General features: G+C 40.3%; 27 protein-coding genes and 1 tRNA gene. 3 read left to right on the plus strand and 25 right to left on the minus strand.

What is annotated here, in order from left to right; translation table 11 throughout:
* Positions 1 to 7: 7 nt before the first annotated feature.
* The 3 genes from oppC to ACXYSN_RS05165 form a co-directional block, all read right to left on the minus strand.
* Positions 8 to 934 carry an oligopeptide ABC transporter permease OppC gene (gene oppC / locus ACXYSN_RS05155; protein ID WP_458636376.1) on the minus strand — a complete coding sequence of 309 codons (927 nt, stop codon included), beginning with the start codon at positions 932 to 934 and terminating at the stop codon, positions 8 to 10.
* Positions 934 to 2,430: an ABC transporter permease gene (locus tag ACXYSN_RS05160; RefSeq protein ID WP_458636377.1), complete on the minus strand. Its 1,497-nt coding sequence runs from the start codon at positions 2,428 to 2,430 to the stop codon at positions 934 to 936. The genes oppC and ACXYSN_RS05160 overlap by 1 nt, the downstream gene beginning before the upstream one ends.
* Before the next feature lie 65 nt (positions 2,431 to 2,495).
* Entirely contained in the window at positions 2,496 to 4,475 is a 1,980-nt protein-coding gene (locus ACXYSN_RS05165; RefSeq protein WP_458636378.1) for a peptide ABC transporter substrate-binding protein, read from the minus strand.
* 179 nt (positions 4,476 to 4,654) lie between these two features.
* Between ACXYSN_RS05165 and ACXYSN_RS05170 the strand changes: the two genes are divergently transcribed.
* Positions 4,655 to 4,725: transfer RNA gene (locus tag ACXYSN_RS05170), tRNA-Cys, on the plus strand.
* A gap of 86 nt (positions 4,726 to 4,811) precedes the next feature.
* Here the strand turns inward: ACXYSN_RS05170 and ACXYSN_RS05175 are convergent.
* The 11 genes from ACXYSN_RS05175 to ACXYSN_RS05225 form a co-directional block, all read right to left on the minus strand.
* On the minus strand, positions 4,812 to 6,143 hold the full coding sequence (locus ACXYSN_RS05175) for a hemolysin family protein (RefSeq protein WP_414259601.1): 1,332 nt from the start codon (positions 6,141 to 6,143) through the stop codon (positions 4,812 to 4,814).
* A 118-nt stretch (positions 6,144 to 6,261) separates the two neighbouring features.
* A complete protein-coding gene (locus ACXYSN_RS05180) occupies positions 6,262 to 7,089 on the minus strand; it encodes a DNA/RNA non-specific endonuclease (protein ID WP_006150172.1) in 828 nt (275 codons plus the stop codon).
* 45 nt (positions 7,090 to 7,134) lie between these two features.
* Positions 7,135 to 7,323 (minus strand): DNA-directed RNA polymerase subunit beta, encoded by a 189-nt coding sequence (locus ACXYSN_RS05185; protein ID WP_006150292.1) that lies wholly within the window; start codon positions 7,321 to 7,323, stop codon positions 7,135 to 7,137.
* Positions 7,316 to 8,602 carry a UDP-N-acetylglucosamine 1-carboxyvinyltransferase gene (gene murA / locus ACXYSN_RS05190; protein WP_458636379.1) on the minus strand — a complete coding sequence of 429 codons (1,287 nt, stop codon included), beginning with the start codon at positions 8,600 to 8,602 and terminating at the stop codon, positions 7,316 to 7,318. The genes ACXYSN_RS05185 and murA overlap by 8 nt, the downstream gene beginning before the upstream one ends.
* A gap of 24 nt (positions 8,603 to 8,626) precedes the next feature.
* Positions 8,627 to 8,857 (minus strand): DUF1146 family protein, encoded by a 231-nt coding sequence (locus ACXYSN_RS05195; RefSeq protein WP_033587493.1) that lies wholly within the window; start codon positions 8,855 to 8,857, stop codon positions 8,627 to 8,629.
* 57 nt (positions 8,858 to 8,914) lie between these two features.
* Positions 8,915 to 9,952 (minus strand): SepM family pheromone-processing serine protease, encoded by a 1,038-nt coding sequence (locus ACXYSN_RS05200; RefSeq protein WP_458636380.1) that lies wholly within the window; start codon positions 9,950 to 9,952, stop codon positions 8,915 to 8,917.
* The gene (gene coaD, locus ACXYSN_RS05205) at positions 9,936 to 10,424 is read right to left on the minus strand and encodes a pantetheine-phosphate adenylyltransferase (RefSeq protein ID WP_458636381.1); all 489 of its coding nucleotides are present in this window, start codon (positions 10,422 to 10,424) and stop codon (positions 9,936 to 9,938) included. The genes ACXYSN_RS05200 and coaD overlap by 17 nt, the downstream gene beginning before the upstream one ends.
* Positions 10,414 to 10,953 carry a 16S rRNA (guanine(966)-N(2))-methyltransferase RsmD gene (gene rsmD, locus ACXYSN_RS05210; protein ID WP_458636382.1) on the minus strand — a complete coding sequence of 180 codons (540 nt, stop codon included), beginning with the start codon at positions 10,951 to 10,953 and terminating at the stop codon, positions 10,414 to 10,416. The genes coaD and rsmD overlap by 11 nt, the downstream gene beginning before the upstream one ends.
* Positions 10,954 to 11,013: 60 nt before the next feature.
* Positions 11,014 to 12,006: an aspartate--ammonia ligase gene (asnA, locus tag ACXYSN_RS05215; RefSeq protein ID WP_458636383.1), complete on the minus strand. Its 993-nt coding sequence runs from the start codon at positions 12,004 to 12,006 to the stop codon at positions 11,014 to 11,016.
* A 97-nt stretch (positions 12,007 to 12,103) separates the two neighbouring features.
* Positions 12,104 to 12,787: a Bax inhibitor-1/YccA family protein gene (locus ACXYSN_RS05220; protein WP_458636384.1), complete on the minus strand. Its 684-nt coding sequence runs from the start codon at positions 12,785 to 12,787 to the stop codon at positions 12,104 to 12,106.
* 53 nt (positions 12,788 to 12,840) lie between these two features.
* Entirely contained in the window at positions 12,841 to 13,581 is a 741-nt protein-coding gene (locus ACXYSN_RS05225; protein WP_458636385.1) for a TrmH family RNA methyltransferase, read from the minus strand.
* A gap of 33 nt (positions 13,582 to 13,614) precedes the next feature.
* On the opposite strand from ACXYSN_RS05225, the gene ACXYSN_RS05230 reads away from it, so the two are divergent.
* Positions 13,615 to 13,893: an acylphosphatase gene (locus ACXYSN_RS05230; protein ID WP_001174501.1), complete on the plus strand. Its 279-nt coding sequence runs from the start codon at positions 13,615 to 13,617 to the stop codon at positions 13,891 to 13,893.
* Positions 13,894 to 13,970: 77 nt separating this feature from the next.
* Positions 13,971 to 14,897 carry a membrane protein insertase YidC gene (gene yidC / locus ACXYSN_RS05235; protein ID WP_458636386.1) on the plus strand — a complete coding sequence of 309 codons (927 nt, stop codon included), beginning with the start codon at positions 13,971 to 13,973 and terminating at the stop codon, positions 14,895 to 14,897.
* A 73-nt stretch (positions 14,898 to 14,970) separates the two neighbouring features.
* On the opposite strand, the gene pflA is transcribed toward yidC, so the two are convergent.
* From pflA to ACXYSN_RS05290, 11 genes are all read right to left on the minus strand, one after another.
* Positions 14,971 to 15,765, minus strand: coding sequence for a pyruvate formate-lyase-activating protein (pflA, locus tag ACXYSN_RS05240; RefSeq protein WP_006150223.1), 795 nt, complete (start codon positions 15,763 to 15,765; stop codon positions 14,971 to 14,973).
* 132 nt (positions 15,766 to 15,897) lie between these two features.
* The gene (locus tag ACXYSN_RS05245) at positions 15,898 to 17,151 is read right to left on the minus strand and encodes a diaminopimelate decarboxylase (RefSeq protein ID WP_458636387.1); all 1,254 of its coding nucleotides are present in this window, start codon (positions 17,149 to 17,151) and stop codon (positions 15,898 to 15,900) included.
* Between the two features lie 72 nt (positions 17,152 to 17,223).
* Positions 17,224 to 18,048, minus strand: coding sequence for a pur operon repressor (purR, locus tag ACXYSN_RS05250; protein ID WP_006152187.1), 825 nt, complete (start codon positions 18,046 to 18,048; stop codon positions 17,224 to 17,226).
* Between the two features lie 101 nt (positions 18,049 to 18,149).
* Positions 18,150 to 19,091 carry a 3'-5' exoribonuclease YhaM family protein gene (locus ACXYSN_RS05255; RefSeq protein WP_045614706.1) on the minus strand — a complete coding sequence of 314 codons (942 nt, stop codon included), beginning with the start codon at positions 19,089 to 19,091 and terminating at the stop codon, positions 18,150 to 18,152.
* The gene (locus tag ACXYSN_RS05260; RefSeq protein ID WP_458636388.1) at positions 19,081 to 20,337 is read right to left on the minus strand and encodes a DNA recombination protein RmuC; all 1,257 of its coding nucleotides are present in this window, start codon (positions 20,335 to 20,337) and stop codon (positions 19,081 to 19,083) included. The genes ACXYSN_RS05255 and ACXYSN_RS05260 overlap by 11 nt, the downstream gene beginning before the upstream one ends.
* A gap of 1 nt (position 20,338) precedes the next feature.
* Positions 20,339 to 21,001, minus strand: a complete 663-nt coding sequence (locus ACXYSN_RS05265; protein ID WP_458636389.1) for a thiamine diphosphokinase — start codon at positions 20,999 to 21,001, stop codon at positions 20,339 to 20,341.
* The gene (gene rpe, locus ACXYSN_RS05270) at positions 20,964 to 21,620 is read right to left on the minus strand and encodes a ribulose-phosphate 3-epimerase (protein WP_458636390.1); all 657 of its coding nucleotides are present in this window, start codon (positions 21,618 to 21,620) and stop codon (positions 20,964 to 20,966) included. The genes ACXYSN_RS05265 and rpe overlap by 38 nt, the downstream gene beginning before the upstream one ends.
* Before the next feature lie 10 nt (positions 21,621 to 21,630).
* On the minus strand, positions 21,631 to 22,509 hold the full coding sequence (gene rsgA, locus ACXYSN_RS05275; protein WP_178895663.1) for a ribosome small subunit-dependent GTPase A: 879 nt from the start codon (positions 22,507 to 22,509) through the stop codon (positions 21,631 to 21,633).
* Between the two features lies 1 nt (position 22,510).
* Positions 22,511 to 23,383, minus strand: a complete 873-nt coding sequence (rsmA, locus tag ACXYSN_RS05280; RefSeq protein WP_235083725.1) for a 16S rRNA (adenine(1518)-N(6)/adenine(1519)-N(6))-dimethyltransferase RsmA — start codon at positions 23,381 to 23,383, stop codon at positions 22,511 to 22,513.
* Positions 23,384 to 23,395: 12 nt separating this feature from the next.
* A complete protein-coding gene (locus ACXYSN_RS05285; protein ID WP_458636391.1) occupies positions 23,396 to 24,112 on the minus strand; it encodes a dimethyladenosine transferase in 717 nt (238 codons plus the stop codon).
* Between the two features lie 89 nt (positions 24,113 to 24,201).
* Entirely contained in the window at positions 24,202 to 25,620 is a 1,419-nt protein-coding gene (locus ACXYSN_RS05290; protein WP_458636392.1) for an SseB family protein, read from the minus strand.
* Positions 25,621 to 25,729: the final 109 nt, after the last annotated feature.

A 25,729-nucleotide genomic window follows, 5' to 3' on the forward strand; every position in this document is an offset into this window, starting at 1 on the left:
TCTACTCCTATCTATGTGTACGTGGATCACTAGCATCCGCTAGGTTTTGACCAACTACGAAAAGCGACAAGGATACCAAAACCAAAGTTGTCAATGGAATCCAGAAGAGGTATGCATTTGTCGTTACGTTCTGTGAGTAATCTGAAATCAATCGACCTAAACTTGGTACTGTAATTGGTAGTCCAAGTCCAAAGAATGATAGAAAGGCTTCATATGAGATAAATGCTGGAAGCATTTGTGATGTAGTCGTAACAATAACAGATACCAATTGTGGCATGATATTTTTAATGACAATTTTGTATGTTGGAGTTCCGAGTGTGCGTGAAGCAAGGTTGTACTCTAAGTCACGGTAACGCATGATTTGGATACGAATTGAGTAGGCAATCCCAATCCAAGTCGTTACACTCATGGCAAAAATCAAATTCCAGAAACCTGCTCCGATTGAGTATGTTAGGACGATAACAATCAATAAGTGTGGGATGTTGGAAATAACGTTATAAACTTCCATCATGACGCGGTCAACTGATTTTGAAATACCCCAGATACCGCCGACAATAACACCAATTACAATATTGATAAAGGTCGCAATAACGGAAATCAAGATAGAGTTACGGGCTCCAAACCAGACACCATCAAAAAGAGACTTACCATTACTATCTGTACCGAACCAATGTTCCGCATTTGGTTTAATGTAGCGAGCGCTAAAATCATTTACCTTACTTACATCATTGAAGTCGAAATCAGAAAACATTGGGTAGATGAAACTCATCAAAACGATTGAAATCAAAATACCAAGCATGATGATGGTTGATTTCTTTTTCAAAAATTGTCTAAAAACAGAACCCCAATATGAGTAGGCAGGAGCATCAATTACTTCAGAGGCAAAGTCATCGCGTTTTACAAACTGAAATTTATCATTACTAATTGTAGACATTATTTGCCTCCTTTCTCTGTCAACTTAATACGTGGGTCAATAATTGTCATCCAAATATCCCCAATTAAGTAAGAGAAGATTGAGACGCAAGTAAAGATGAAAACTAGACCAACAACCATGTTATTATTTGACGCTTTTACAGAGTCAATCAACATTTTACCCATACCTGGGAAGGCGAAGACTGTTTCAGTAAGAGTAGCTCCACCAATAACACCGATAATAGAACCTGGAATACCTGAAACGAGCGGTACCATAGCATTTTTAAAGATGTGTTTGTTTGAAATTTCTTTCTCAGAAAGACCTTTTGCACGTGCAAAACGAACAAAGTCTTGTGATTGTAAGTCAATCATGTAACGACGAATCCAGATAGCCAAACCAGGAGCACCAAGTAAACCAAGAATAACTGCAGGTAGTACATATGAACGCCAGTCTCCAGCACCCAAGATAGGGAATGAATCAGGGAGTCCAATTGAAGAACCAATCAAACGAATGATATATACAAGAGCGATAGTTGGAAGAGCAAGTAAGAATGTTAATACTCCTGTAGAGAAACTATCAATCCATGTATTCTTGTAACGAGCCATTGCAGAACCAAGTGGAACCGCAATCGCGTACGAAATTGCAAGTCCAATCAAACCAGCAATAGCAGAACTGGTAATCATAGATGGATACTGATAGTTGCTTTCAGTAGCTGTATATGGATCACCTTTACCGTAGTTCGCTACTTCACGCGCATCAGCTTGACTTGGAGATTTATATGTTCTTGAGTAGATATTGACTGATGATGTTTTCTTACCAGTTGGGAATTGAACTTCAGAAGTCTTCGTTTGTCCTTGCCCTTGTGTGATAACTTGAAGCACAGGAGTATTGGCATAAGTTGGGTAAGAATCTCCTAAGTTCAAGTTCACAAAGTTTTGATGAACAAACGGGAATTGACTGTTGAAGTACAAGAGGTATTTATGTTTAGTCCCTGAACCTACCAAAGACCATCCAATCGCTGGATCGTTTTCAAATCGCAAATAACGCTCTAAGTTAGGATTTTCTGGGTCTTGAATCTTGTTTGTATGGTCAATATCAAGCAAGTTTGCATAGAATTTGAACACACGCTCGAAAATAGGGATTTCACGAGTAGCATAAAATTGACCACTCTCAGTGAACTGACCTAAAGTCCAACCGTTCCCAAGTTGTTGGATATATTTTTCATAGATAGCTTTATTTGTATCATTTGCATCTACTGTAACAGAAGGGTCAATGCTACTAGCTTTTTCCTGCAACTCTTTTGTATCGTAATATTCGATATAACCCATACGCTCATAAACGGTATTTTCATAGTTATCACGTTTATCAGCTGTAGTTGCAATTTTATTGTAGTTAGTATCTTGTTTGAAGATCAACTTCCGTGGAACCATCGTATAGATGATTGTGTAAATCAAGGTCGTTACTAAAAAGATAGAAACTAACGACCGCAAGATACGCATAAAAACATATTTTTTCATATTATTTCCTTTAAAATCCCAAAAGAACCTTCTCCTTTTGGAGAGAAAGTTCTGATGAGCATTATTTATTTCACGTGGCTCGCTAATTCTTTTTGAGCTTTTTCGTTTGATTCAGCTTTTTCTTTAAGCCATTTTTCACGAGCTTCTTTGTACTCTTTAGCAGTTACAGTGTTCGCTTGCAATTTAAGATATTTGAAGTAAACATCTGAACCTTTATCACCAGATTGAGTATAAGATGCTGAGAATGGTACTACGCGAGAAATGATTGGTGCTGCTCCTGAAGAAGACATAGCTGGAAGGAAGAGTGAGCTATCTGTCAACCAAGCTTGAGCTGCTGCATATTTCTCATAACGTTTATTAAGATCGGTTGTTTCACTAGCTGCATCATCAACTAATTTGTCATAATCATTCAAACCAACTTGAGCAACCGCTGGGTTTGATGGATTATCATAGCCCATGTAGGACTTAGTTGTTTCACTGTTAGTTGTTTTCAAGATATCAAGGTATGTTGATGGATCATCATAGTCTGGATTCCATCCAACAGCACCTGAAAGGTCCCAATCTTCTGCTGCCGCACTAGCTGCGTAGTATGTGGCATTTTGTAATTCATCAGTGGTGATTTGTTGAATATCGATAACTACATTATCTGTACCCAAAGCCGTCTCAACAGATTGTTTAAATGATTGGATACGAGCGATATAGTTTTTAGATGTTTGGTCAACTGGAATATCCAAGTGGATTGGGAATTTTACACCATCTGCTTCAAGGACTTTTTTAGCTTTAGCTAGTTCTGCTTTAGCCTTATCAGCATTGTAAAGACCATCTTGAGCATCCGCAAAGTTTACGTCTTTCCATTCATCACCATAAGAAACAACTTTCTCAGTAACCAAGTCACCAAATGTCTTATCTCCAGCAGAAACAAAGTCAGGTTTGACAAAGAGGTTACGAACAGCAAGGGCGGCTCCATCCTTACCATTTAGCTGAGCTGAATAAGCAGTACGGTCAAAAGCAAAGTTCAAAGCTTGACGGAAGTCTTTGTTAAGAAGAGCTTTCTTAGTAGAAGTCTTTTCCTCGTCAGTTGTTTTTGATGTATATTTATAACTTTGACGGTCAATGTTAACACCTAAACCAGCAATACCAGCTCCCTGTGGGGTATAGTAGATATTATCTTTATATGTTTCTGCTACTTTAGAATAGTTTGAGCTAGTAGGGAAGAGACGTGCATAACTATATGCACCATTTGTAAAGTTACGCTCAAGTGACTCTTGGTCTGAACCATCATAGTAAGAAAGTGTTACAGTATCGATGTGAACATTGTCTTTATCCCAATACTGATCATTCTTTGCAAATTCGATAGAAGACTTAGCTGTCAATCCCTTAAGCAAGAATGGACCATTGTAAAGCAATGATGTTGGATCTGTCGCCTTACCAAAGTCTTTACCTTTTGATTTTTCAAACTCTGCATTCAAAGGCCAGAAGATTCCATAAGATAATTTAGAGTTCCAGTATGGTTCAGGTTGGTTCAATGTATATTGAAGAGTGTAATCATCAACAGCTTTAATACCTACTGCAGAAAAGTCTGTATTAGTCCCTGATAAATAGTCAGCCAATCCCTTTACAGAATTTTGTGCTAGGTAAAGAGCAGCTGATTTATTGTCGGCTGCGTGTTTCAAACCTGTAACAAAGTCATTTGCAGTTACTTCTGCATATTCTTCACCATCAGATGTGAACCATTTTACACCTTTACGAATCTTGTATGTATATGTCAATCCATCTTGAGATACTGACCAGTCTTCAGCGACTGCAGGAGTAAGGTTACCATACTTATCATTCGTAAAGAGTCCATCAATACCGTTTGAAGTGGCAACTTTTGTACTTTGTTTACCAGAAATTAGGTAGTCCAATGTTTCTGGGTCAGCAGTATAAGTATAGCCATAAGCCTTTGGTGCTTCAGCATTTGATGATTTTGAAGAACCGCAAGCTGCAAGAACGCCTGTAGCAAGTAGCGCAACACCCGCTACCGCAAAAATCCGATTTTTTTTCATGTTTATAAACTCCTCGTTTTAAATTGTGGATATTGAAGATTATACCACAGTTTTTTTAAAAAGTAAACGAATTTTCAGAATATTTTGTCGCATGTTTTTTTAAACATTTGAATCTTATGTTTTCAGAAAAGAAAACTATTGACGAGAAACAATTTTCAAGGTATAATAATAAAAGTTAAGGCGGTATAGCCAAGTGGTAAGGCACGGCTCTGCAAAAGCTTGATCGTCGGTTCAAATCCGTCTACCGCCTTTATATTATCATAGACTCCTACAGGAGTCTTTTCTTTTTAACGATTTAAAAAGCTTTATCAGTATTTAGCTGATAAAGCTTTTGTTTTATTCAGTTTCTTCTTCTGATTCAAGTTCTTGGATTTGAACCTTAAGCTTGGTGACACGACCATTTTTTACCTTGTCATTTGTCAAGGTGATATGCTTGTTGCCACTATCTAACTCATAACTGAGTTTTTCTGATGTTGGAATAGTTCCCACACCGGTCAAATAATAACCCGCGATGGTATCTACGTCATCACTTTCAAGTTCGACATCGAAATAGTCATTGAAGTCATTTAGGGTCATTGTACCTTGGACAATATGAGTGTTCTCAGCAATGGTATGAACGTAAACTTCAGCACGGTCGGTTTCATCATCAATTTCACCGACAATCTCCTCAAGCAAGTCCTCAAGAGTAACTAACCCTGCCATTCCTCCGTATTCATCAAGAAGAATTGCCATCTGTCTTTGTGAATTTCTCAATTCTTTTAACAGATCGTCCACAAAAATAGTTTCAGGTACAAAGAGAGGTTCCTGTAATATCTTTCTCAATACGATATTGTCAAAACCATCGGTAAATCCTGCTTTTAGCAGACTCTTTGTATGGATCAAACCAATCACGTTGTCCTTGTCATCATCATAGACAGGAATTCGAGAAAAGCTTTGTTTTAAGATGCTTTCGATAATCGTCTGAGTGTCATCTTGAATATCTACCATGAAAGCGTCAGTTCTAGGAACCATGACTTCACGCGCCATGAGCTCATCTAGTGAGAAAATTCCTTGCAACATTTCGATTTCATCTGCATCCAAGGTTTCTTCACTATTGGTAAGCATATACTCAATCTCATCACGAGTCATTTTTTCATCTGCATCGTCAAATGTCATTGGCGTCAAACGACTCAAGAGATTAGTTGATGCTGATAACATCCAAACAAATGGACTCACAATCTTACCGAGAGCGATAATAAATGGCACTGTTCGGATAGCCAAGGCATCCTTAAGATTTAGCGCAATCCGTTTGGGATAGAGCTCACCAAAAACGATAGAGATATAGGTCAAGAAAGCAAGTGACAGGAAGCTTGCGATTGCATGCGCAGTTTCGCTATTCCCCATCCATGAGGCTATCAATTGTCCAAGAGAGTCTGCAAGTTTAGCCCCTGACAAGATTGTAATTAAAGTAATACCAACTTGAATGGTTGATAAAAAGTGATTTGGGTTTTCAAGTACCTTTAGCAAACGGATATAACGTTTATCACCTTCTTCAGCCTTTTGTTCAACACGTGAACGACTAAGGGAAACCATAGCCATCTCTGTCGCAGAGAAAAAAGCATTTAAAAAGGTCAAAACAACTAATAATACAAACTGCAGTAACAAATCCTGACTGCTCGGGTCTTCCATTTTCCTTCTCCTAAAAAGTATAATTGAGACTATTATACCATATTTTTCAATTTCTACACATTAATTTTCGATTTCTATAGTAAATCCCCTATCAAAACGATAAGGGATTATCTATTTATTAGTCTTTTGTAACCGTAACTTCTCCTGTTCGGTAATCTAACCGAATTCCCTTTTGAACATTAGGAATTACTACATTAAACTCCAATTCTCCGTCAGAGGATTTTGCTTCAATCTGAGAGGCAGAAGGTACTAAGTCCTCTTCTGTCGCATACAGTAGCGTAACGCGGTAACGCACTCGTTTATTCTTATCTAGCGCTTTTCGAACTAAACCTTCATAGTAGTTTTGTCCTGTTGAATCTTCAGCGCGAGCTTGGTTGGCCCAGGCTGTTTGTACAGCGATGTTTTTAGGATTACTAGTAGATGCATCAAAGCCATCTAGACCACCAATCAAGGCATAGCCTAATAAATGTCCTCTATCTACAGCGTGATTATAACTTCCTTTTAGGTTCTTGACCTGATGCCAGCCTGCTGGAGTCCAAGAAGTCGAACCATTACCCGTCTCTTCGCGATCCTTATACTGTCGAGTTGCTTTTGACATGAGAGCATTGGCTACTGTAGGAACTGTCTCTCCTCCTACAGTTTTAGTTTTATTATCAGCATAAGGTTTACTTGATACCTTAGCATCTAGATTGGTTTTGTTTCCATTAACTACAAAAGCTCCTGCTCCATTCCACTCAATTGTGCCCTTGATTTGTTTTTTGACCGAGTCAGTCAGTACACTCTCTGCCAATTCTTGACTAGGAGTGTCGGATGACTGGGATTTTTGTGTCACTTGTGTTTGTGGTGTATTATTGGAAGCCTGCATTTTTTTAATGTAGTAACTTCCTGCCGTCAATAGTAGAAAAATCAGGAGACCTATGAGGGCCTGTCTGGTTTTTTTATTCATATTTCCTCCTTACTTTTATCCCTAGAAAAAGGCCGGTTCCCCAGCCTATTTCCCTGTAAATTTTGCAATCAATTCATGCCATTTATCGGGTGTCAAAATTGCCCATGGATCTTGACCTTTTCCTACGATACCATAGCCAATCATCAAGCCGATACCCAACGCCAAGACTCCTAGAAGCAAAACAATAATAACTAATAAAAATCGACGTAGCACATACGCTGCTTGTTTATTCATCTTCATCAGCTTCCACACTTACCCGTTCAATATTAGCTCCTAACTGAGCCAATTTTTCATGGAAACGATAATATCCTCTATCCAAATGGACAAGTTTTCCTACAACTGTCTCCCCTTCAGCTACTAGACCTGTTAAGATCAAAGCCGCACTTGCACGTAGGTCTGTAGACAAAACCTCTGCTCCTTGCAGACGTTGCCCACCGACGATACGAGCTGTATCACGGATAATTTCAGAATGCAAGCCCATACGACGCATTTCCTCTAAATGTTGGAAACGATTTTCAAACACTGTTTCCACCATGGTTGACTCACCTTGAGCAACCGTCATCAGTGCAGTGAATTGTGCCTGCATGTCTGTCGGAAATCCTGGATGCGGAAGCGTCTTAACATGAACGGCTTTCAATTTATCTCGTTGAGAACGAATGCGGATGCCTTCGTCTTCATCAATGACTTCCACACCCATTTCTTGCAATTTAGCAATCAGGGGGCGATTGTGTTCCCAGATGGCATCTTTAATCAAGACATCTCCACCTGTCATAGCAGCCGCTACCATAAAGCTACCTGCTTCAATACGATCCTGAACAACATTGTGTGTAGCACCGTGTAGCTTTTCAACACCAGTGATTGTCACAGTTTCTGTTCCTGCACCCTTAACTTTTGCTCCCATTTTATTCAAGAGAACAGCCAAGTCTACAATCTCAGGCTCACGCGCAGCATTTTCGATAACAGTTACGCCATCAGCTAGGGTTGCAGCCATCATCAAGTTTTGAGTTGCCCCAACACTAGGAAAGTCCATATAGATATGGGCTCCATGCAAGCGTTCTGCCTTAGCTTCGATATAACCAGCTGTTTGGGTAATCTTAGCCCCCATTGCTTCCAAACCTTTAAGGTGAAGGTCAATAGGACGACTACCAATCGTACATCCACCTGGCATCGAAACTTTAGCGTGACCAACTCTAGCTAGGATTGGACCCAAGACTACAATAGATGCACGCATCTTGCTAACATACTTATAAGGTGCCTCTTCTGTAATATCATCTGTCGCATCAACTTCAACAATATGTGCTTCTTGGTCAAAATCCACTTTCGCGTTTAATCCACGAACCACTTGGTTCATGGTAAAGACATCTGATAAGATCGGAACATTTTTTAAAACTGTTTTTCCTTCGCTTGCTAAAATCGTCGCCGCAAGTAGTGGCAAAACTGCATTTTTCGCACCTTCAATCGTAACACTTCCAACTAGGCGATTATCTCCACCTTGAACTACAATTTTTTCCATGGATATTTTCCTTTACTTTCAAGTTTAAAATAATGTTCGTACTGCTTCTTGCCATAACTGATAGAGATTTAGGAAAAAGGAACTAATCAGATATCCTAAACCGATACTACACAATACTACCAAAAGTCGTACCTTCCTCGCATTGTCCTTGGTCACCTTCAAGATTTGGTCCCATTTGACCAAGTCTTTCAAGAGTTGAAAAACTAGGTAGACAAAAAACATATGACTACTGAGGGTAAAAAACAATTGAATCATCTGCCTATTATACCATCTTCTCTTTTTCTACGCTAGTCTATGGACTTGCACTATATTTTATGGGTTGTTTTTCAAGTAATCAATTGCATCCTGAAGTGTTTTTACAGGAACAATCTTCATGTCTGTTTTAATCATCTGAGCAGCTTCTACAGCCGTTTCATAATTACTTTTAGCATTAGGATTGGCCTTTTTAGCTTCTTCAGAAACGGGATTATTAGGTGCGAAGAATACAGTAGCTCCCTTTTTAGATGCGGCAACAACTTTTTTGTCAATTCCACCAATATCACCAACATTTCCATCTCTGTCGATACTTCCTGTACCAGCAATGATGCGTCCATTTCGAAGTGTTGGGTCTGCAATTTGTGTATAAATAGACAAGCTAAACATCAGCCCGGCACTAGGACCACCAATGCCTGCAGTTGAAAACTTGATTGGCACATCACTTGACACTTCCGTGCGGTCAATCAAACCGATTCCGATACCGTTTTTCCCATTTTCCAGAGTAATGATTTTTCCTTCAGCGGTTTTGACTTTCCCATCTTCTTGATAAGTAACCTTAACCTTGTCACCTAGCGTTTGAGAATTAACGTAGTCGACCATTTCCTTGGAACTCTCAAAAGTCTTATCATTGACAGCTGTTACTGTGTCGGCAATATTCAGAATACCCTTAAAAGTTGAATTGTCTGTCACAGTCAAAACATAAACACCGAGATATTTGAGCTCTATTTCCTTACCAGTTGCCTTGAGTCCTTGATATTTAGCCATATTTTGCGAAGTTTCCATGTAAAACTGGTTGATTCGCATAAATTCTGCATCTGAAGAACCACCTGTCATCTCTTTAGCACTTCGAATATCTGTAAAAGGTGTTAGCCAAGCATAAACCAAGTCCACCAGTCTGGCATGCTTAACCCCAACCGTCACAAACTGGTAGGAGCCTTCCTCTTGGTCAGGTTGATTATTAACTTGTAAAACTTTTCGAATATCTTCTGAAGTTCCTGGAACCTCAATGTAATAAGGCAGGGGCACTGTAAAAGCTATAAATGTGATAATAAGCCCGATGATTAAATATATGGGCCATCTAGTTTTTTTCTTCATGTTTTAACTCCTCTAAGACAGCATTTGGAACATACTTACTGATATCTTGACCAAATTTCAATAGTTCTCTCACCGCTGAAGAACTGATGTAAACATGTTCTGGGCGGCTATGGAGATAGACTGTCTCCATTTCTTCTGCTAATTGATGGTTGTAAAAATCAAAACTAGCTTCATACTGAAGATCAGTAGCATTACGCAAGCCACGCACCAAGACCTCTACACCTAGTTTTCTAGCAACATCAACCACTAACTCATCGTGAGAAGCTATGACTTGGACATTTTCTAAATGTGCCACTGCTTTTTCAACCGTCTCTAGTCGGCTTTCTATCGGTAAAAATCCATTTTTGTGTGGATTATAAAAAATTCCTACATACAATTGATCAAAGAGCTCACTTGCACGCTCAATGAGGTCCAAATGGCCCTTTGTTATCGGATCAAACGAACCTGTGAATAAACCAATCTTATCTGACATAAACCGTCACCTTACTAATCCCATATATTTTTTCTTTCCAGATGCCCAAACAGGCAATTTCTTCCGGAAGCTCTACTGATTTATCTGTTTCACAAACCACCATGATATCTTCTGAAAAAAGATTTCTCTCCGCCATTTTTTCAATGTCGGATACGATTTGCTCCTTGGCATAGGGAGGATCTAAAAAAATAAGATCAAAGATACCCTCAACCTGTTCTAATGCACGACTGGATTCCATTTTCAATAATTGAAATTTAGAGGTTTCCTTGGTCATCTGAATATTTTCTGCCACAATATTCTGGGCCCGTCTATCCCTCTCGACCAGAACAGCACTTGACATCCCCCTTGAAACTGCTTCAATGGATAACCCCCCACTGCCAGCATAGAGATCTAGCACACGTCCTCCTTCAAAGTAGGGACCAATCATATTGAAAATAGCTCCTCGGACCTTGTCTGATGTCGGCCTCGTTGTTTTGCCCTCCAAGGTCTTTAAAGGACGTCCTCCGTAGATTCCTGATACGATTTTCATAAGGTATATTATACCAAATTCTGATAAAAAAAAGAAAATCGAACCTTGCGGCTCGATTGATTAAAGAATATTGTCGTAAGTATCTCTGACTTCTTGTGGCCAAACACTTGTTTGAACTTCACCGATATGTTTCTTACGAAGTAAGAACATAGCCATACGTGATTGACCAATTCCTCCACCAATTGTCAACGGGAAGAGTCCGTTTAGAAGAGCTCTATGCCATTCCAAAGAAAGACGGTCTTCATCTCCTGTAATAGCTACTTGTCGACGGAGGGTATCTTCATCAACACGAATTCCCATTGAAGATAATTCAAAGGCTGCACCCAAATTATCATTCCAGACAAGGATATCTCCATTCAAGCCATGGTAACCATTTTCAGACTCAGTTGTCCAGTCATCATAATCTGGTGCGCGTCCGTCATGAGGTTTTCCATCCGACAATACACCACCGATACCAATCAAAAAGACCGCACCATATTCCTTGCAGATAGCATTTTCACGTTCTTTTGGAGTTAATTCTGGGTAGCGTTCTACCAATTCTTCAGTATGGATAAAGGTAATTTGCTTGGGCAAGATTGACTCAATATCATAGCGGGCTTCAACTGCCAACTCTGTCAAACGAATGGCCTTATAAATCTTTTCAACGGTTTCCTTGAGGTAGGCTAGATTACGTTGTCCATTAGGAATAACCTTTTCCCAGTCCCACTGGTCCACATAAACAGAGTGAGTCGCATCTAGTGAATCTTCGTCTGGACGAAGAGCCTTCATGTGAACGAAGAGACCTTCTCCTTCACCGAAACCAAAACGTGCCAAAGTATGGCGTTTCCACTTAGCAAGCGAATGTACCACCTCGTAGGTTTCGTCTGGGATTTGTAAAACCTTAACAGATACCGGATGTTCAATCCCTGAAAGGTTATCCTGCATCCCGTCTCCAACCTTACTTAAGATTGGACCTTGTACTTCTACTACTTCTAACTTATCTTTTAAATACTGGGTAAAGGTATTTTTTACAAATGAAATCTCTTCCTGCTGGTGAATAAAACTTTTTTTCATAGGTACCCCTCCTTTTGAATAATAAAAAGATTATACCCTTTTGCTAGTAAAAATGAAAGTAAAAATTAAAAAAGAGCTCATTTGAGCTCTAGAATTATTAATCGTCACTTCCAAAGATACGCAAGAAGCTAAGGAAAAGGTTGATAAAGTCAAGGTAGAGGCTAAGTGCTAAAGAAATTGCCCAGCCAGTAGCAACCTGACCATCTGACTCCTCATAAACATAACGTATTTTTTGGTTATCCCAAGCGATTAAACCTGCAAAAACAAGTACCATAACAATACTGATGATATAGTCCATTAGGCCACTATTTAAGAAGATATTAACAACCATGGCTAATATTAGACCAAATAAGGCTGCAATCAAAGCACGTCCGATACCACTCAAATCCTTCTTAATCACAACTCCGATTAGAGCCATAACAAAGAAGAGGGCTGCACTAGAGATAAAGGCTGTCAAAACTGTTCCCGGGAGATAGAGCGATACGATGAAACTCAGCGAAAAACCGTTGACTGCAGAATATAATAGAAATATTGGAAATGCCGCTGGACTGTTCCTTAACGCTAAACCACTTGCAAATAACACTAGAGCAACTTCAACGACTCCTGTCACAATTAACCATATGCGGGCGTTAAGCATTAACTGTACGAGAACATCTTGGAAGGTTGTTAACATCAAGGCTGAAACAAGTGCAGATAAGGCAATCCCAATTCCTACAAAAGCATAAACTTTTGCATAAAATTGATTCAAACCAGAACGTTCTTGAATAATTGTTTGATTCATATCTTTTTCTCCTTATGAAATCTTTTTACTGATTATAACAAAAATAAATTGATTTAACTCAAATAAAACATGAGTATGCCTGCCGCAATGGCAACATTTAGACTTTCCGCTTGCCCTTTCATGCTGATGTGAACCAGTTGGTCTGCCTGATCTGTCATGAATGAACTAATCCCCTGACCTTCATTTCCCATAACCAAGACGAAATCCTCTAGTCGAGCAAGCTCACGATAATCTTTAGAGTTTTGGGATAAGGTAGTGGCTAGAATCGGCAAATGACTCTTTTTTGCCTCTTCAACAAATGTTTCAACAGTCATCCGATAAATTGGTAAATGGAAATGACTACCCTGCATGGAGCGAAGAGTCTTCAAACTATAAATATCTGCTGACTTGCTTGAAACAATGACTCCCGAAAAACCTGCCGCATCTGCCGTCCGAATCATAGTCCCCACATTTCCAGGATCCTGCACATCTTCTAAGAAAAGATATTTACCTGAGGTTAAATCCGGCAACTGCTCCTCTTCCTTTTGAACAATGGCAACAATGCCCTGGGGTGTTTGTGAATCAGCCAAATCAAGCAAGATTTCTTCCGTCACAAAGACTGTCTGAGGAAAGTCAGCTAATTTCCCCCCATGTTCTACCAAGGCAAAAATTTTCTCAATCGTTGCTCCTGCCTGAACAGCTTCCTCAAATAAATGCCAGCCCTCAATTAAATAAGAAGATTTTCGATATTTTTTTTGATGCAATTTCTTGGCATTTTTTACCACAGAATTCGCTTTAGAGGTTATAATAGTCATAGGAGTATTATAACACAATCAAGGAGGTTTGGTATGCAAAAGGTCAAAATGATCGCACAAGGTCGCGTTCAAGGCGTTGGTTTCCGCTGGGGCGTCTATACCCTTGCCCTCGAGCTAGGTGGAATCACTGGACGTGTCTGGAACAACGATGACGGAACAGTTGAAATTCTTGCCCAAGCAGAGTCTTCAGCTATCATGGCTAAGTTCATCCAAGAGATCCGAAAAGGACCTACTCCCTTCTCAAAAGTAACTTATCTAGATGTTCAATTGAGCAACTTCCCATCCTATTCAGATTTCAAAGTAGCAAATTAGGTCTCTAGAACTATTGTATATTTTCAAAAAAAACAGTAGAATAGAAAGGTATAATTTTTTAAGAAGGAATGAAAACAGTGAAATCAATTAAACGAATCGCCCTCTCTATCATGGGGGTGGCTATGCTATTAGTCTTGACAGGCTGTGTCCAGGTTGATAAAGCAACTGGACAACCAACAGGATTTATTTGGAATACCATCGGAGCACCTATGGCTGAAGCCATCAAGTACTTTGCTACTGATAAAGGGCTAGGCTTTGGGGTCGCTATTATTATCGTAACCATCATCGTCCGCTTGATTATTTTACCACTTGGTATCTACCAATCATGGAAGGCAACGCTTCATTCTGAAAAGATGAACGCCCTCAAGCATGTTCTTGAGCCACATCAGACTCGTCTCAAAGAAGCAACAACTCAAGAAGAAAAACTGGAAGCCCAACAAGCCCTCTTTGCTGCTCAAAAAGAGCACGGTATCAGTATGTTTGGTGGTGTAGGATGTTTCCCTCTCCTTATCCAAATGCCTTTCTTCTCAGCAATCTACTTTGCAGCTCAACATACAGAAGGTGTTTCTGATGCTAGCTTCTTAGGAATCGCACTTGGTTCTCCAAGTTGGATTCTTATCGCCTGTGCAGGTGTTCTCTACTACGTCCAATCGCTCCTTTCACTACACGGAGTTGAAGACGAGACTCAAAGAGAACAACTTAAGAAGATGATTTACATGAGTCCAATGATGATTGTCATGTTCTCAATTTTCTCACCAGCCAGCGTTACGCTTTACTGGGTTGTCGGTGGTTTCATGATGATCCTTCAACAATTCATCGTCAACTACATCATTCGTCCAAAACTTCGAAAAAAAGTACGCGAAGAATATGCCAAGAACCCACCAAAAGCAAGTAAAACTTCAGCTGCTCGTAAAGATGTAACTCCTGAATCAGCAGCAGTTATCACAACTTCTGCTAAGAAGAAAAACAAAAAACGCAATTCTGGAAAACAACATTCTAGATAAAAAATAAAAGGCTTAGCATTCGAGCTAAGCTTTTTTATATCAGAAAAGCCCGATGTTCCCATCAGGCTTCTTTTTATCCATGTACACGTTTCATGTAATCTTGATAACTTTCTGTATCCATCAATTCCTTAGCATTCTTCACACGATCTGCCGTTGGAGGTTTAACCCCTTCAAGAGAATACGGAATGCCAAGCTCGCGCCATTTGAATTCTCCCATAGTGTGGTAGGGTAGGATTTCAAACTTATCAACGTTTTTAAGAGTTTTTACGAACTTCCCAAGTTCAATCAAATCTTCATCACGGTCTGTCAATCCAGGCACAAGAACGTGACGAATCCAGACAGGTTTCCCAATATCTGACAAGTATTGAGCACAAGCTAAAATGGTTTTGTTACTTTGACTGGTTACAATCCTATGTTGAGCATCATTAATTTCTTTGATATCAAGAAGAACCAAATCAGTCACAGCCATTAATTTATCAAATTTTTCAAGATAGCGTGGCTTGTTACGGAATGGAAGAGCACAGGTATCTAAGGTACAGTGGATGCCTTTTTCTTTCGCCTTGGTAAAGAGGGCAATCAAGAAATCAATCTGTAAAAGGGCTTCTCCTCCGCTGACCGTGATACCTCCCTTGTCTCCCCAGAAGCCACGATAGCGAAGGGCTTCTTCCAAAACATCATCTACTGTTCTTACACGAGATTTATTGGTTTCCATCGCCCATGTGTCAGGGTTATGGCAATACTGGCAACGCATCTGACAGCCCTGCAAAAAGACAATGAAACGAATTCCGGGACCATCTACCGCCCCAAAACTCTCTGTCGAATGTACCATTCCTGTCACTTGTCCGTAGTCAATTGTTTCTTCTGACATAACGTCACCTTCCTTGAAACCGTTTTATAATTTTATTATATCACGCTTGAAAGGAAAAACAATAGATTTTGTCTATTTTTTAGAAAACAATCTGTTTTTCACTTTCAACTTTCATGATTTTCAAAAATTCTTCTAATCCTTGTCAAAGTCAAACCCATAGAGAGTCGCAAAATAGTCCTCAGGTCGCTCTGCTCTGCGAATCAAGCGCGCTCCACCGTCCTCTGTATAGAGAATTTCTGCCGAACGAAGTTTGGCATTGTACTGGTAGCCCATAGAGAAGCCATGCGCACCTGTATCATGAATGACTAACAAATCACCAATTTCTGTTTGAGGCAATTCACGATTAACTGCAAACTTATCGTTGTTTTCACAAAGAGAGCCAACAACATCAACTACTTCAGTCTGACCATCAGGATGCATCATATTAGTAATGTGGTGATAAGCGCCATACATAGCTGGTCTCATAAGATTGACAGCTGACGCATCTACTCCTAGATAAGTACGATAGGTTTTCTTTTTATGAGTTACTTTTGTGACTAAAATACCATGAGGTGCCAACATAAAGCGTCCTAGTTCTGTAAAAATCTTAACTTGACCAAGACCTGCTGGCGTAAGAACTTCTTCATAAACCTGACGAACTCCCTCACCAATCAAAGCAATATCATTTGGCTCTTGATCTGGGCGATAGTTGACCCCGATACCACCAGAAAGGTTGATAAAGTCCAGCGAAATATCCAACTTTTCCTTGATTTCTACAGCCAACTCAAAGAGCTGACGCGCTAATTCTGGATAATAAAGGTGAGTCACTGTATTGGAAGCTAGGAAGGAATGAATCCCAAAGGTTTTAGCTCCCTTTTCTTTCAGGATAGCAAAGGCTTCAAAGAGTTGCTTCTTGGTCATCCCGAACTTAGCTTCGCCAGGATTATCCATAATGTCCGTTCCTAGTTCAAATACGCCACCAGGATTGTAACGGCAAGAGATGATTTCTGGGATACCTGCTGCACGTTCCAAATGCTCGATATCTTCGAAAGCATCTAAATTAATCGTCGCACCTAATTCACGGGCATAAGCATACTCTCTATCTGGAGTATTATTGGATGAGAACATCATATCAGAACCAGAAAATCCTAGCTTATGACTCATCAAGAGTTCTACATAACTAGAACAATCCACTCCACATCCTTCTTCTTGTAAGATTTTCAATATAGCTGGGGTCGGGGTCGCCTTGACTGCAAAATATTCTTTAAATCCTTTATTCCAAGAAAAAGCTTGATTAACTGCGCGTGCTTTCTCGCGAATCCCTTTTTCATCGTAGAGGTGGAAAGGGGTTGGAAACTCTTCGACGATTTTTTCTAAGGCTTCACGTTTAATAAATGGTGTTTTCATAGGGCTCCTTTATATTCATTATCAAAGAAAGGCTGGGACGAAAGTTCCAACCTTTAAGTATCATATTCTCTCTTATTTTTCTGTTTCGAAGATGTTCCCAACTTCAACTTCAATTTGTTGGTTCTTCACATCAATATTAGTAACCTTCAAGAGTGATTTATAGTCAAACTGCTGCTCACGGTCTTCTTGCGCATTATCAGCAAAGACGGCTACTCCAGCCAACTCTGAATCAAACTCTGTTAAAAGGCTAATCATACCGTTAATGGTTCCTCCACCCTTCAAGAAGTCATCGACAATCAAGACACGACTTCCTGCTTTGAGGCTACGTTTTGAAAGGAACATTTTTTCGATACGGTCACTAGAACCTGAAACGTAGTTGACGCTAACAGTTGAACCCTCAGTAATTTTCAAGTCACGACGAACAATGACAAACGGTACATTGAGAACATTTGCTACCGCATTTGCAAGTGGAACCCCTTTAGTCGCAACAGTCATAACAGCATCAATCTTTTGGTCCATAAAGCTCTTAGCAATAATACGACCGATATTTTTCAAAATAGCTGGAGTGCTAAGGAGATCAGACAAATAAATGTAGCCACCTGGAAGAATACGGTCGCTCTCTGAAAGTTTATCGCGTAGCTCTTCGATGATTGTTTTGGACTCAAGGGTAGAGATAGATGGTGTGAAAATAACTCCACCACCAGCACCTGTCACCGTTTGAATATGCCCGATTTCAATTTCTTCGAAGGCACGCTTAATGATGACAATATCTTCTGAAATAGAAGACTTAGCAGATTCATACTTTTCTGCAAAGGTATTGAGACTGGTTAATTTGTATGGATTGTTAATCAAGTAATTGGAAATAACAACCATCCGATCACTTCTTCTTAATTTCATTAGTTATTCACCATTCTTTTTAATTAGTCTTTTTCTCATTATATCACACTAAAGCAAAAAAACGAACTTTATTGTTTAAATAAAGCTCATTTTTTTAGTTTCTAGTCTAATTTTGGTTTATAGAAAGAACGATTGTCCATAGCAAAGACTTTATTGGTCATTTCACCCTCATCAACAAGGGCGAGAGCTGTTGACATCATCATCATGCTAGCATCCAAATTATCAATCATATGAATGATTTCAGCTTCCATCACACGAGGACGAACAGGACTACCATATTCTAGCAAACCATGGTGGCTGAGAATAACATGGCGTAAGAGCACTACTTCTTCACGAGTGTCATCAATGCCAAGTTCCATTACTGTTTTGGTGATTTCACTATCAATCAAGGCAATATGTCCGATAAGGTTCCCTCTGACTGTATACTCTGTCTGGTCTGGGCCAGTCAATTCAATAACCTTGGCTAGGTCATGGAGCATAATCCCCGCATAGAGCAAGCTCTTATTGAGTTGTGGGTATACATCTGCAATTGCCTCTGCCAAACGAACCATAGTAGCCGTATGATAAGCAAGTCCTGTTTCAAAGGCATGATGGTTGGTTTTGGCAGCTGGATAGGAATAAAATTCTTTATCATATTTGGTATAGAGAGCTCGAACGATTCGTTGCCAGATAGGATTTTCAATTTTGAAAATCATCTGCGCCATATATTCGCGTATCTCCTTGACATCCACTGGCGATTTGACCTTGAAATCTGCTGGGTCATTTGGTTCGCCAGGCTGAGGTAGGCGAAGGGTGATTTGATTAACCTGCGGAGTGTTATTGTATACCTCACGACGTCCCTGCATGTGAACAACTTTCCCTGCAGTAAAAGCTTCGACGTTATGAGGTTGGGCATCCCAGAGCTTTCCTTCGATTTCCCCACTATCATCTTGGAAGGTGAAAGCTAGGTAGTTTTTCCCAGCACGCGTCTGTCTCAGATCGGCTGATTTGATCAGGTAAAAGCCCTCGAACAGTTCATCTTTTTTCATGTGACTAATCTTCATATTCTTCCTCATCTTCTTGGAACTGGAGTAGATCAAGCGCAGGCTCACCTTCTGATAACTCAATGTGACGGAGCGTTCGCTCGATAGCTGTAGTACGACGGTTTAATAAATCATCAATATTGCCAGAGGCATGTTGGAGATGTTTTTGTGCCTTGACCAAAACCCCCCCAAACTTGCCAAACTCGGTCTTGACACTGGCAAGAGTCTTGCTGATATGGTCCGCACTCTTTTGGATATTGAGAGTCTTGAACCCAACTGAAAGTGAATTAAGGAGGGCTGACAAGGTACTTGGGCCTGCGACAATAATCTGCTCCTCCCGTCTCAAATCATCAAAGAAAATCGGATTACGAACGATTTCTGAATAGAGTCCTTCTGTTGGAACAAACAAGACACCAAAATTGGTCGTCCTTGGCGGTGCTATGTACTTGTTCTTGATATCTTTGGCAAAACGCTTAACGCTTGTTTGGAGTGATTTGCGACAATTTTCGATTTCTTCCTTATCACCTGCTTCATAGGCTTCTTCTAGGCGGTAATAATCCGCCAATGGAAACTTAGAGTCAATTGGTAGATAAACATATTCTTGGTCGCCTTGCCCAGGCAACTTGATGGCGTACTCGACTCGCTCACTCGAATTTTCAACCGTTGCAAATTCTCGTTCATACTGGGCAGGTGTCATGATATCTTCAATAATCTGTCCCAGTTGTAATTCACCCAGAATTCCTCGGGTCTTGGTTCCAGATAAGACCTTATTAAGCGCACCGACATCTCGCGCCACCGTCTGCATTTCACCTAGGCCACGATTAACAGATTCTAGTTGCTTGGAAACTGTCTCAAAAGAGGCCTGCAAGCGTGTTTGCAAAGTCTTTTCTAACTTTTCCTCGACCGTTTGGCGCATTTGTTCTAAGCGTTGGTCATTTGATTCCTGCAAAGCTTGGAGGCGTTGGTCAGTCTTATCCCTGGTTTGGAGGAGGTTCTCATTCATGTCCTGCCGAACTTGAGTCAGGCCTTGGTGTAACTCGATTCGCACTTCCTGCAAGCGATCACTGACAGCTACTTCAAGATTTTTTTGATCCAGCTGACTGGCCTGTCGAGCTTGTTCGAAGCGATAATCCAGCTGGTCTGAGAGATTATCTGCCTGATCTTCTAAACTCTTGGTCAAATATTGCTCCTGCTTGTCCTGCCTTTGCCAAATGAGAAAGAGGCCGACTAGGTTAGCAATTAATAACAGTAGTAATACAATCTCCATCCTATCTCCTGTCCTTACTATGCAGTACGACCACATAGCCATCCGGGCATGTTACCGAAACTTCCCTATCTATATATTCGTTAGAAGCATAGACTTTCTTAAAGAAAAAGTTCTCTTCTGTCAATTCGTACTTGGCACCGATAATCGTCAGCTGACTATCTCTCACAGGCATAAAAGCAAGATAATCATAGTCTGACCGTGGTTCAAGTTGACTGGTCCCTTCTGGACAGTAACGAATCAAATTTTGTCCATCCTCAATCTCTATCTGACGCATATAGGGCGCCAATTTAGGATTGCTAGGCAGAAACACATTAGCCAACATATGATCAATACGACCACCAAGGGCACCAAAAATGGTCACATGAGCCTGAGGATTTTTTTCAAAAATCGTTAACAGTGCTAGTTCCAGATCGGTATCATCCTTCTCTGGCTGAGCTTGGACAAAATGCTGGGCATGTTCTTGAATCAACTGACGTTCTTCTACAGTCACAGAATCAAAATCCCCAACTGCTAAAGCAAGAGGAAGTTTTTCCTCCAGTACCCAGAGTGAGCCTCGATCCACACCGACAAAACAATCAAAATCTGTCCGATAATGTCCACGGTCTCCACCAGCAAAAACTGCAACTTTAGTCCAGTTGATTTCTGAGGACTTGCACTCGTTCATTGACATCTCCCTTAAAGACATAAGATCCCGCTACAAAAACTGTTGCACCAGCTTCTTTAGCTTGAGCAATGGTTTGGTCATCAATACCACCATCGACTTCGATTTCAAAGTTCAAGCCTTTTTCTTCACGAAGGGCAACCAACTCACGAACCTTATCCATGGTTTCAGGTAGAAAAGCTTGCCCGCCAAATCCAGGATTAACCGTCATGACCAAAACTTGATCAACTAAGTGAAGGACATGTTTAATCGCCTCAACAGGAGTACCAGGGTTAATGACAACCGAAGGTTTAACACCGAGAGAACGAATCTTTTGAAGAGCGCCATGGATATGAGGTGTTGCCTCGACATGGATGCTGATGATATCTGCTCCTGCACGCGCGAAATCCTCTAAATGATGTTCGGGATTTGATACCATCAAGTGGCAGTCAAAGACCATCTTACTATGAGGTCGAAGACTTTCGACTACACCTGCACCAAAGCTGATCTGAGGTACAAAGTGACCATCCATGATATCGATATGGGCGTATTCTGCCCCAGTTGCTTCTAGGCGTTTAATTTCACGTTCAAAGTTGGCATAATCCGCTGCCAGAATTGACGGAGCAATCTTGTATTGAGACATAGGTTTCTCCTTATTTTGGAATTTTTTTGCTGACTTTTTTATAGGTTTCTCTACGATTTTCAATCTCACTGAGGAATTGCAGGTAGTTGTCAAAACGGAAGGTAGCAATGATGCCCTCTTCTACTGCTGGTTTTACAGCGCAAGATGGCTCATGGGTATGGGTACAAGTGCGGAATTTACAATCACGACTGACACTAGCAATCTCTGGAAAAGCCTGATTCAGATCTTCTGCTGTTGTTACTTCGTAATCCAGCGATGAAAAACCTGGTGTGTCTGCGATTTTCCCACCATTGAGATTGTAAAAACTAACCGCTCGAGTAGTGTGACGACCACGACCCAGACTGTCTGAGATTTCTCCCGTTTCTAGATTGAGATCAGGTGCGATTTTATTGAGCAAAGTTGACTTTCCAACACCCGTCTGCCCCATGAAGACCGTAATCTTGCCTGTCAGCAAGGGTAAAAGTTCTTCTTTACTCGTCACAAAATCGTAACCAATAGCACGATAGGTTTTCTCGTAGAAATCCAGTTCTCTCCTATCCTCTAGTAAGTCCATTTTGGAAATATAGACGATAGGATGAATGCCCTTGTGCTCCAAAAGAACCAAGAACCGATCCAATAAGTTGCTATTAAAGTCAGGCTCTTTGACCGACATGATCACCACAGCTTGGTCAATATTGACAATCGGTGGACGAACCAGACTATTTTTTCGTTCGTGAATCTTGAGAATATAACCTTCGGAATTTTCCTCCGCAGAAAAATCTACCCAATCTCCAACATAGGGCGTATGACCCTTTTTACGAAAATTTCCACGCGCGCGTGTTTGATAAACCTGACCATCACTCTCCACATAGTAGAATCCGGCCAAAGCTTTAATGATTTGTCCCTGCATCCTAGAGTCCTTGTCCTTTAAGCGCATCTGCTAGACTAGCGAATTCTTCTAAGCCAAGAGCCTCACCGCGTACACTTGGGGATAGTCCTGCCTGATCCAATGCCTTAGTCAATTTATCCTTGATTTCATCAGTCTTGCCAAAGTAACCTGTCAGATTATTCCACAAGGTCTTACGACGATGGGTAAAACTAGCCTTGGAAACTTTAAAGAAGAATTTCTCGTCTTCCACTGCTACAGCCGGTTCTGGGCGACGTACCATTTTCAGGATAGCTGAATCCACATTTGGTGCTGGCACAAAGACCGTACGAGGTACGATAAAAGCAACCTTAGCTGTCATGTAATACTGAACGGCAATCGACAAGCTGCCGTAAGCCTTGGTATTGGGCTTAGCAGAGATACGATCTGCCACTTCTTTTTGCATCATAACCACAAACTCACTAAAAGGAATGCCACTTTCAATCAAGTGCATGAGAATAGGCGTCGTGATATAGTAGGGCAAGTTGGCTACTACCTTGATTGGTAAATCAGGATTTTTAAAATTCTGGATATGTTGCGCTAGGTCAACTTTTAGAATGTCCTCGTTGACTACAGTCACATTGTCAAAATCCCGCAAAGTATCCGCTAGGATTGGTACCAAGCGGTGGTCAATCTCAAAGGCCATGACTTGAGCTGCACGCTCAGCCAAAAACTCCGTCAAGGCACCAATCCCTGGTCCAATCTCAATGACATTGACTTGGTCATCAATTTCAGCCGTATCCACAATTTTTTGAAGGATATTGGTATCCGTCAGGAAATTTTGTCCGAAGGACTTTTTAAAGGTAAAACCGTGACGCTCCAGCACCGCCTTGGTCACGCTATAATCTGCAATTCTCATGTATTCTCTTTTCTATCTCTTAACCATCATATAAAAAATCAACCTAATTACTAGTGCAAGTATAAACAAATATACTAAACCATTCCTCCACTTGTTCGCTTTTGTATCAGCTCCAGTCATATCGCCCCCTTGCTTATCATCTTGAGGGTTCATTTTATTCAGTTCATCCTGATAGGCAACCGAATCTAGAATATTGTCTTCTGGCAATAATTCTGAAGCATAATAATCAGGAAAGCCCATAGCAAGACCAATTAGGTTCTTTTCTGTCAAAGAAAAATCTAAATCTTTGGGTTGATTTTCCCGAATAGCTCCTATATTTTTTAACAGTTTATCAGAAACAACAGACACTTGGTCTATAAAAACAACATCTAAGACATCAAATCCGAGTACATCACCATCTTTGACATTTGCAAGAATATAACGAACAAAGGCATCATATAGTTGCACGGATTGTGGGACATTTTCTTCTAAAAAAGACCGGTTTTGGAGGGCGTTTTGCCGGAATTTTTCAATAGGAAGCAAGATATCTACATTCTGCTCTTGGTAAAATCTTTCTGCTTGCTCTTCATCTTCTTCGAGTTTTTCTGCTGTTTTCCAGAGAGCAATAGGAGTTCTTAAATCTTCTTCATCCCAAAACAATTGCCAAAAATAGGGTATCGTGTAAATTCCCTCTGTTAGAATACGAGCTTCATTTCCGTTTTTTAAGTAAATATAACTTCTATTCGCCATTCCATTTCCTTTCAAAATCTTTGAAAAAGGGTGGTGGTTCAAGTGGGATGTAGTTAAAACTATATAGTTTCTCAATGTAAAGAAACTCTCTAACCGTTAGCTCTGCCTTCTAGTTCCTCACTAAACTTTTGCATTTCTTTAAAAGCTGTTAGGCTAACATAAGCACCCGCTTCATAATACTCTGTTGGATTAATGGCATAGTCAAAAACTTCAATCATACCCCCCGCTTCTTCAATCATTCCATTCCATTTTTCGTCAAAGACCATTCGCAGACGTTTCCAATCGGTAAATACTGGCACAGAATTTCTGCCATCTTTTCCTTCTTTGACTGGAATGTTGAAACTAGAATCTTTTTCTAAAACAAAAGAATTTCCTTCCTGACTATCGCCCTTAAATTCTGAAGCCGCATCTAAAGGAATTAGGAACTTTGCTTTCAGCATAGCTTCAGAGAAGAACTTATAATAGAGTTTGTAAATTACTTCTTCATCTTCTGTTGTCGGACTATCCAGTTGTCCCATTAACAGCATCCATCTTACTAGGTCAGGGTTCATCACAGGAACTTGTATTTCTGGCAAATTAGAAAAATCTGGTTTTTGAACCAAGGCCGAGGCACTGATGCTAACTTCCTTGGAATTAAAGATTGCTCCCAAGGCACCATTTAAGTAAAAGGCTGTCCCAAGGAAATTCTCAATCCCTTTTTTATCTTCCGTATTTTCAATCAGTTTTACGACTGAGTTTGGTCGACTATCAATGGTTTCTTTAAATTGGCGATACCAAGATGGCGTCAAAAGCATGATCATGGGATCTGTGCACAAATAGCCCTCTTCTCCCCTATCATAGGTCGTTGAAAAAAGATAGGGTTCGCCTGTTTTTTCTGAATAAACTGCATAAACTGAATCTGCTGCTAACAACTTGTCCTTGACGATTTCCGCTAGACGTTCCAACTTACGAGTGTTGGCTTGATAGCTTTCTTCACTTTCAGTTTCCTGATTTTGACGGCATTTCCATAAAAAGAGACGTGAAATCTCTACGCTATCATCAAGGCTAGCTGCCAAATAGTCTTCATTAGTCAATTGCCCCTCCTGAATGGCTACAAAAGCACGATAAAGAGCATCTGAATAGCTAGATAATTTTTGCTCTTCCTCAATACCTGAACTAAAGAGAACACTTCCTTTTTTCAGTTTATCCAAAGAAGGAATCCTATCAACCACTAGATGGGCAAGAACTTCATCAGTAAGACTATCCGCATCTTTGTTTTGACTGCTAAGTTTTTTAACCTCTACAGTACCAAGACTTCCCATTCCTTGGTCGGGATTGCAAAACTGCAACTGATCTCCAACCTTGATACTACCTTCTAGACTCCCAACAATCAATAATTGATTCGTTTCCTTCATAGGAAGAAAATCTAGAACTCCCACACAAGCATTGTCTTTTGTTTCTACTGTTTCCTTATTGGATTCAGTTGTTTCAGTTGCTTCTGTCTTTTTTAAAAAATCAAAGATTCCCATAACTTTTCCTCATTATCTCCACTCAGCAAAAATCCTATGGAGTCACTTTTCTAATGCTTGCTACCAAGCCTGATTAAACCGTATAAACTTACTTCTATTGTATCATATT

The sequence above is a fragment of the Streptococcus sp. V869 genome, assembly GCF_054353515.1.

Excerpts from the sequence above, each read along its gene's own strand:
- oppC (WP_458636376.1), bottom strand. The coding sequence starts at position 934 with ATGTCTACAATTAGTAATGATAAATTTCAGTTTGTAAAACGCGATGAC.
- ACXYSN_RS05160 (WP_458636377.1), bottom strand. The coding sequence starts at position 2,430 with ATGAAAAAATATGTTTTTATGCGTATCTTGCGGTCGTTAGTTTCTATC.
- ACXYSN_RS05165 (WP_458636378.1), bottom strand. The coding sequence starts at position 4,475 with ATGAAAAAAAATCGGATTTTTGCGGTAGCGGGTGTTGCGCTACTTGCT.
- ACXYSN_RS05175 (WP_414259601.1), bottom strand. The coding sequence starts at position 6,143 with ATGGAAGACCCGAGCAGTCAGGATTTGTTACTGCAGTTTGTATTATTA.
- ACXYSN_RS05180 (WP_006150172.1), bottom strand. The coding sequence starts at position 7,089 with ATGAATAAAAAAACCAGACAGGCCCTCATAGGTCTCCTGATTTTTCTA.
- ACXYSN_RS05185 (WP_006150292.1), bottom strand. The coding sequence starts at position 7,323 with ATGAATAAACAAGCAGCGTATGTGCTACGTCGATTTTTATTAGTTATT.
- murA (WP_458636379.1), bottom strand. The coding sequence starts at position 8,602 with ATGGAAAAAATTGTAGTTCAAGGTGGAGATAATCGCCTAGTTGGAAGT.
- ACXYSN_RS05195 (WP_033587493.1), bottom strand. The coding sequence starts at position 8,857 with ATGATTCAATTGTTTTTTACCCTCAGTAGTCATATGTTTTTTGTCTAC.
- ACXYSN_RS05200 (WP_458636380.1), bottom strand. The coding sequence starts at position 9,952 with ATGAAGAAAAAAACTAGATGGCCCATATATTTAATCATCGGGCTTATT.
- coaD (WP_458636381.1), bottom strand. The coding sequence starts at position 10,424 with ATGTCAGATAAGATTGGTTTATTCACAGGTTCGTTTGATCCGATAACA.
- rsmD (WP_458636382.1), bottom strand. The coding sequence starts at position 10,953 with ATGAAAATCGTATCAGGAATCTACGGAGGACGTCCTTTAAAGACCTTG.
- asnA (WP_458636383.1), bottom strand. The coding sequence starts at position 12,006 with ATGAAAAAAAGTTTTATTCACCAGCAGGAAGAGATTTCATTTGTAAAA.
- ACXYSN_RS05220 (WP_458636384.1), bottom strand. The coding sequence starts at position 12,787 with ATGAATCAAACAATTATTCAAGAACGTTCTGGTTTGAATCAATTTTAT.
- ACXYSN_RS05225 (WP_458636385.1), bottom strand. The coding sequence starts at position 13,581 with ATGACTATTATAACCTCTAAAGCGAATTCTGTGGTAAAAAATGCCAAG.
- ACXYSN_RS05230 (WP_001174501.1), top strand. The coding sequence starts at position 13,615 with ATGCAAAAGGTCAAAATGATCGCACAAGGTCGCGTTCAAGGCGTTGGT.
- pflA (WP_006150223.1), bottom strand. The coding sequence starts at position 15,765 with ATGTCAGAAGAAACAATTGACTACGGACAAGTGACAGGAATGGTACAT.
- ACXYSN_RS05245 (WP_458636387.1), bottom strand. The coding sequence starts at position 17,151 with ATGAAAACACCATTTATTAAACGTGAAGCCTTAGAAAAAATCGTCGAA.
- purR (WP_006152187.1), bottom strand. The coding sequence starts at position 18,048 with ATGAAATTAAGAAGAAGTGATCGGATGGTTGTTATTTCCAATTACTTG.
- ACXYSN_RS05255 (WP_045614706.1), bottom strand. The coding sequence starts at position 19,091 with ATGAAGATTAGTCACATGAAAAAAGATGAACTGTTCGAGGGCTTTTAC.
- ACXYSN_RS05260 (WP_458636388.1), bottom strand. The coding sequence starts at position 20,337 with ATGGAGATTGTATTACTACTGTTATTAATTGCTAACCTAGTCGGCCTC.
- ACXYSN_RS05265 (WP_458636389.1), bottom strand. The coding sequence starts at position 21,001 with ATGAACGAGTGCAAGTCCTCAGAAATCAACTGGACTAAAGTTGCAGTT.
- rpe (WP_458636390.1), bottom strand. The coding sequence starts at position 21,620 with ATGTCTCAATACAAGATTGCTCCGTCAATTCTGGCAGCGGATTATGCC.
- rsgA (WP_178895663.1), bottom strand. The coding sequence starts at position 22,509 with ATGCAGGGACAAATCATTAAAGCTTTGGCCGGATTCTACTATGTGGAG.
- rsmA (WP_235083725.1), bottom strand. The coding sequence starts at position 23,383 with ATGAGAATTGCAGATTATAGCGTGACCAAGGCGGTGCTGGAGCGTCAC.
- ACXYSN_RS05285 (WP_458636391.1), bottom strand. The coding sequence starts at position 24,112 with ATGGCGAATAGAAGTTATATTTACTTAAAAAACGGAAATGAAGCTCGT.
- ACXYSN_RS05290 (WP_458636392.1), bottom strand. The coding sequence starts at position 25,620 with ATGGGAATCTTTGATTTTTTAAAAAAGACAGAAGCAACTGAAACAACT.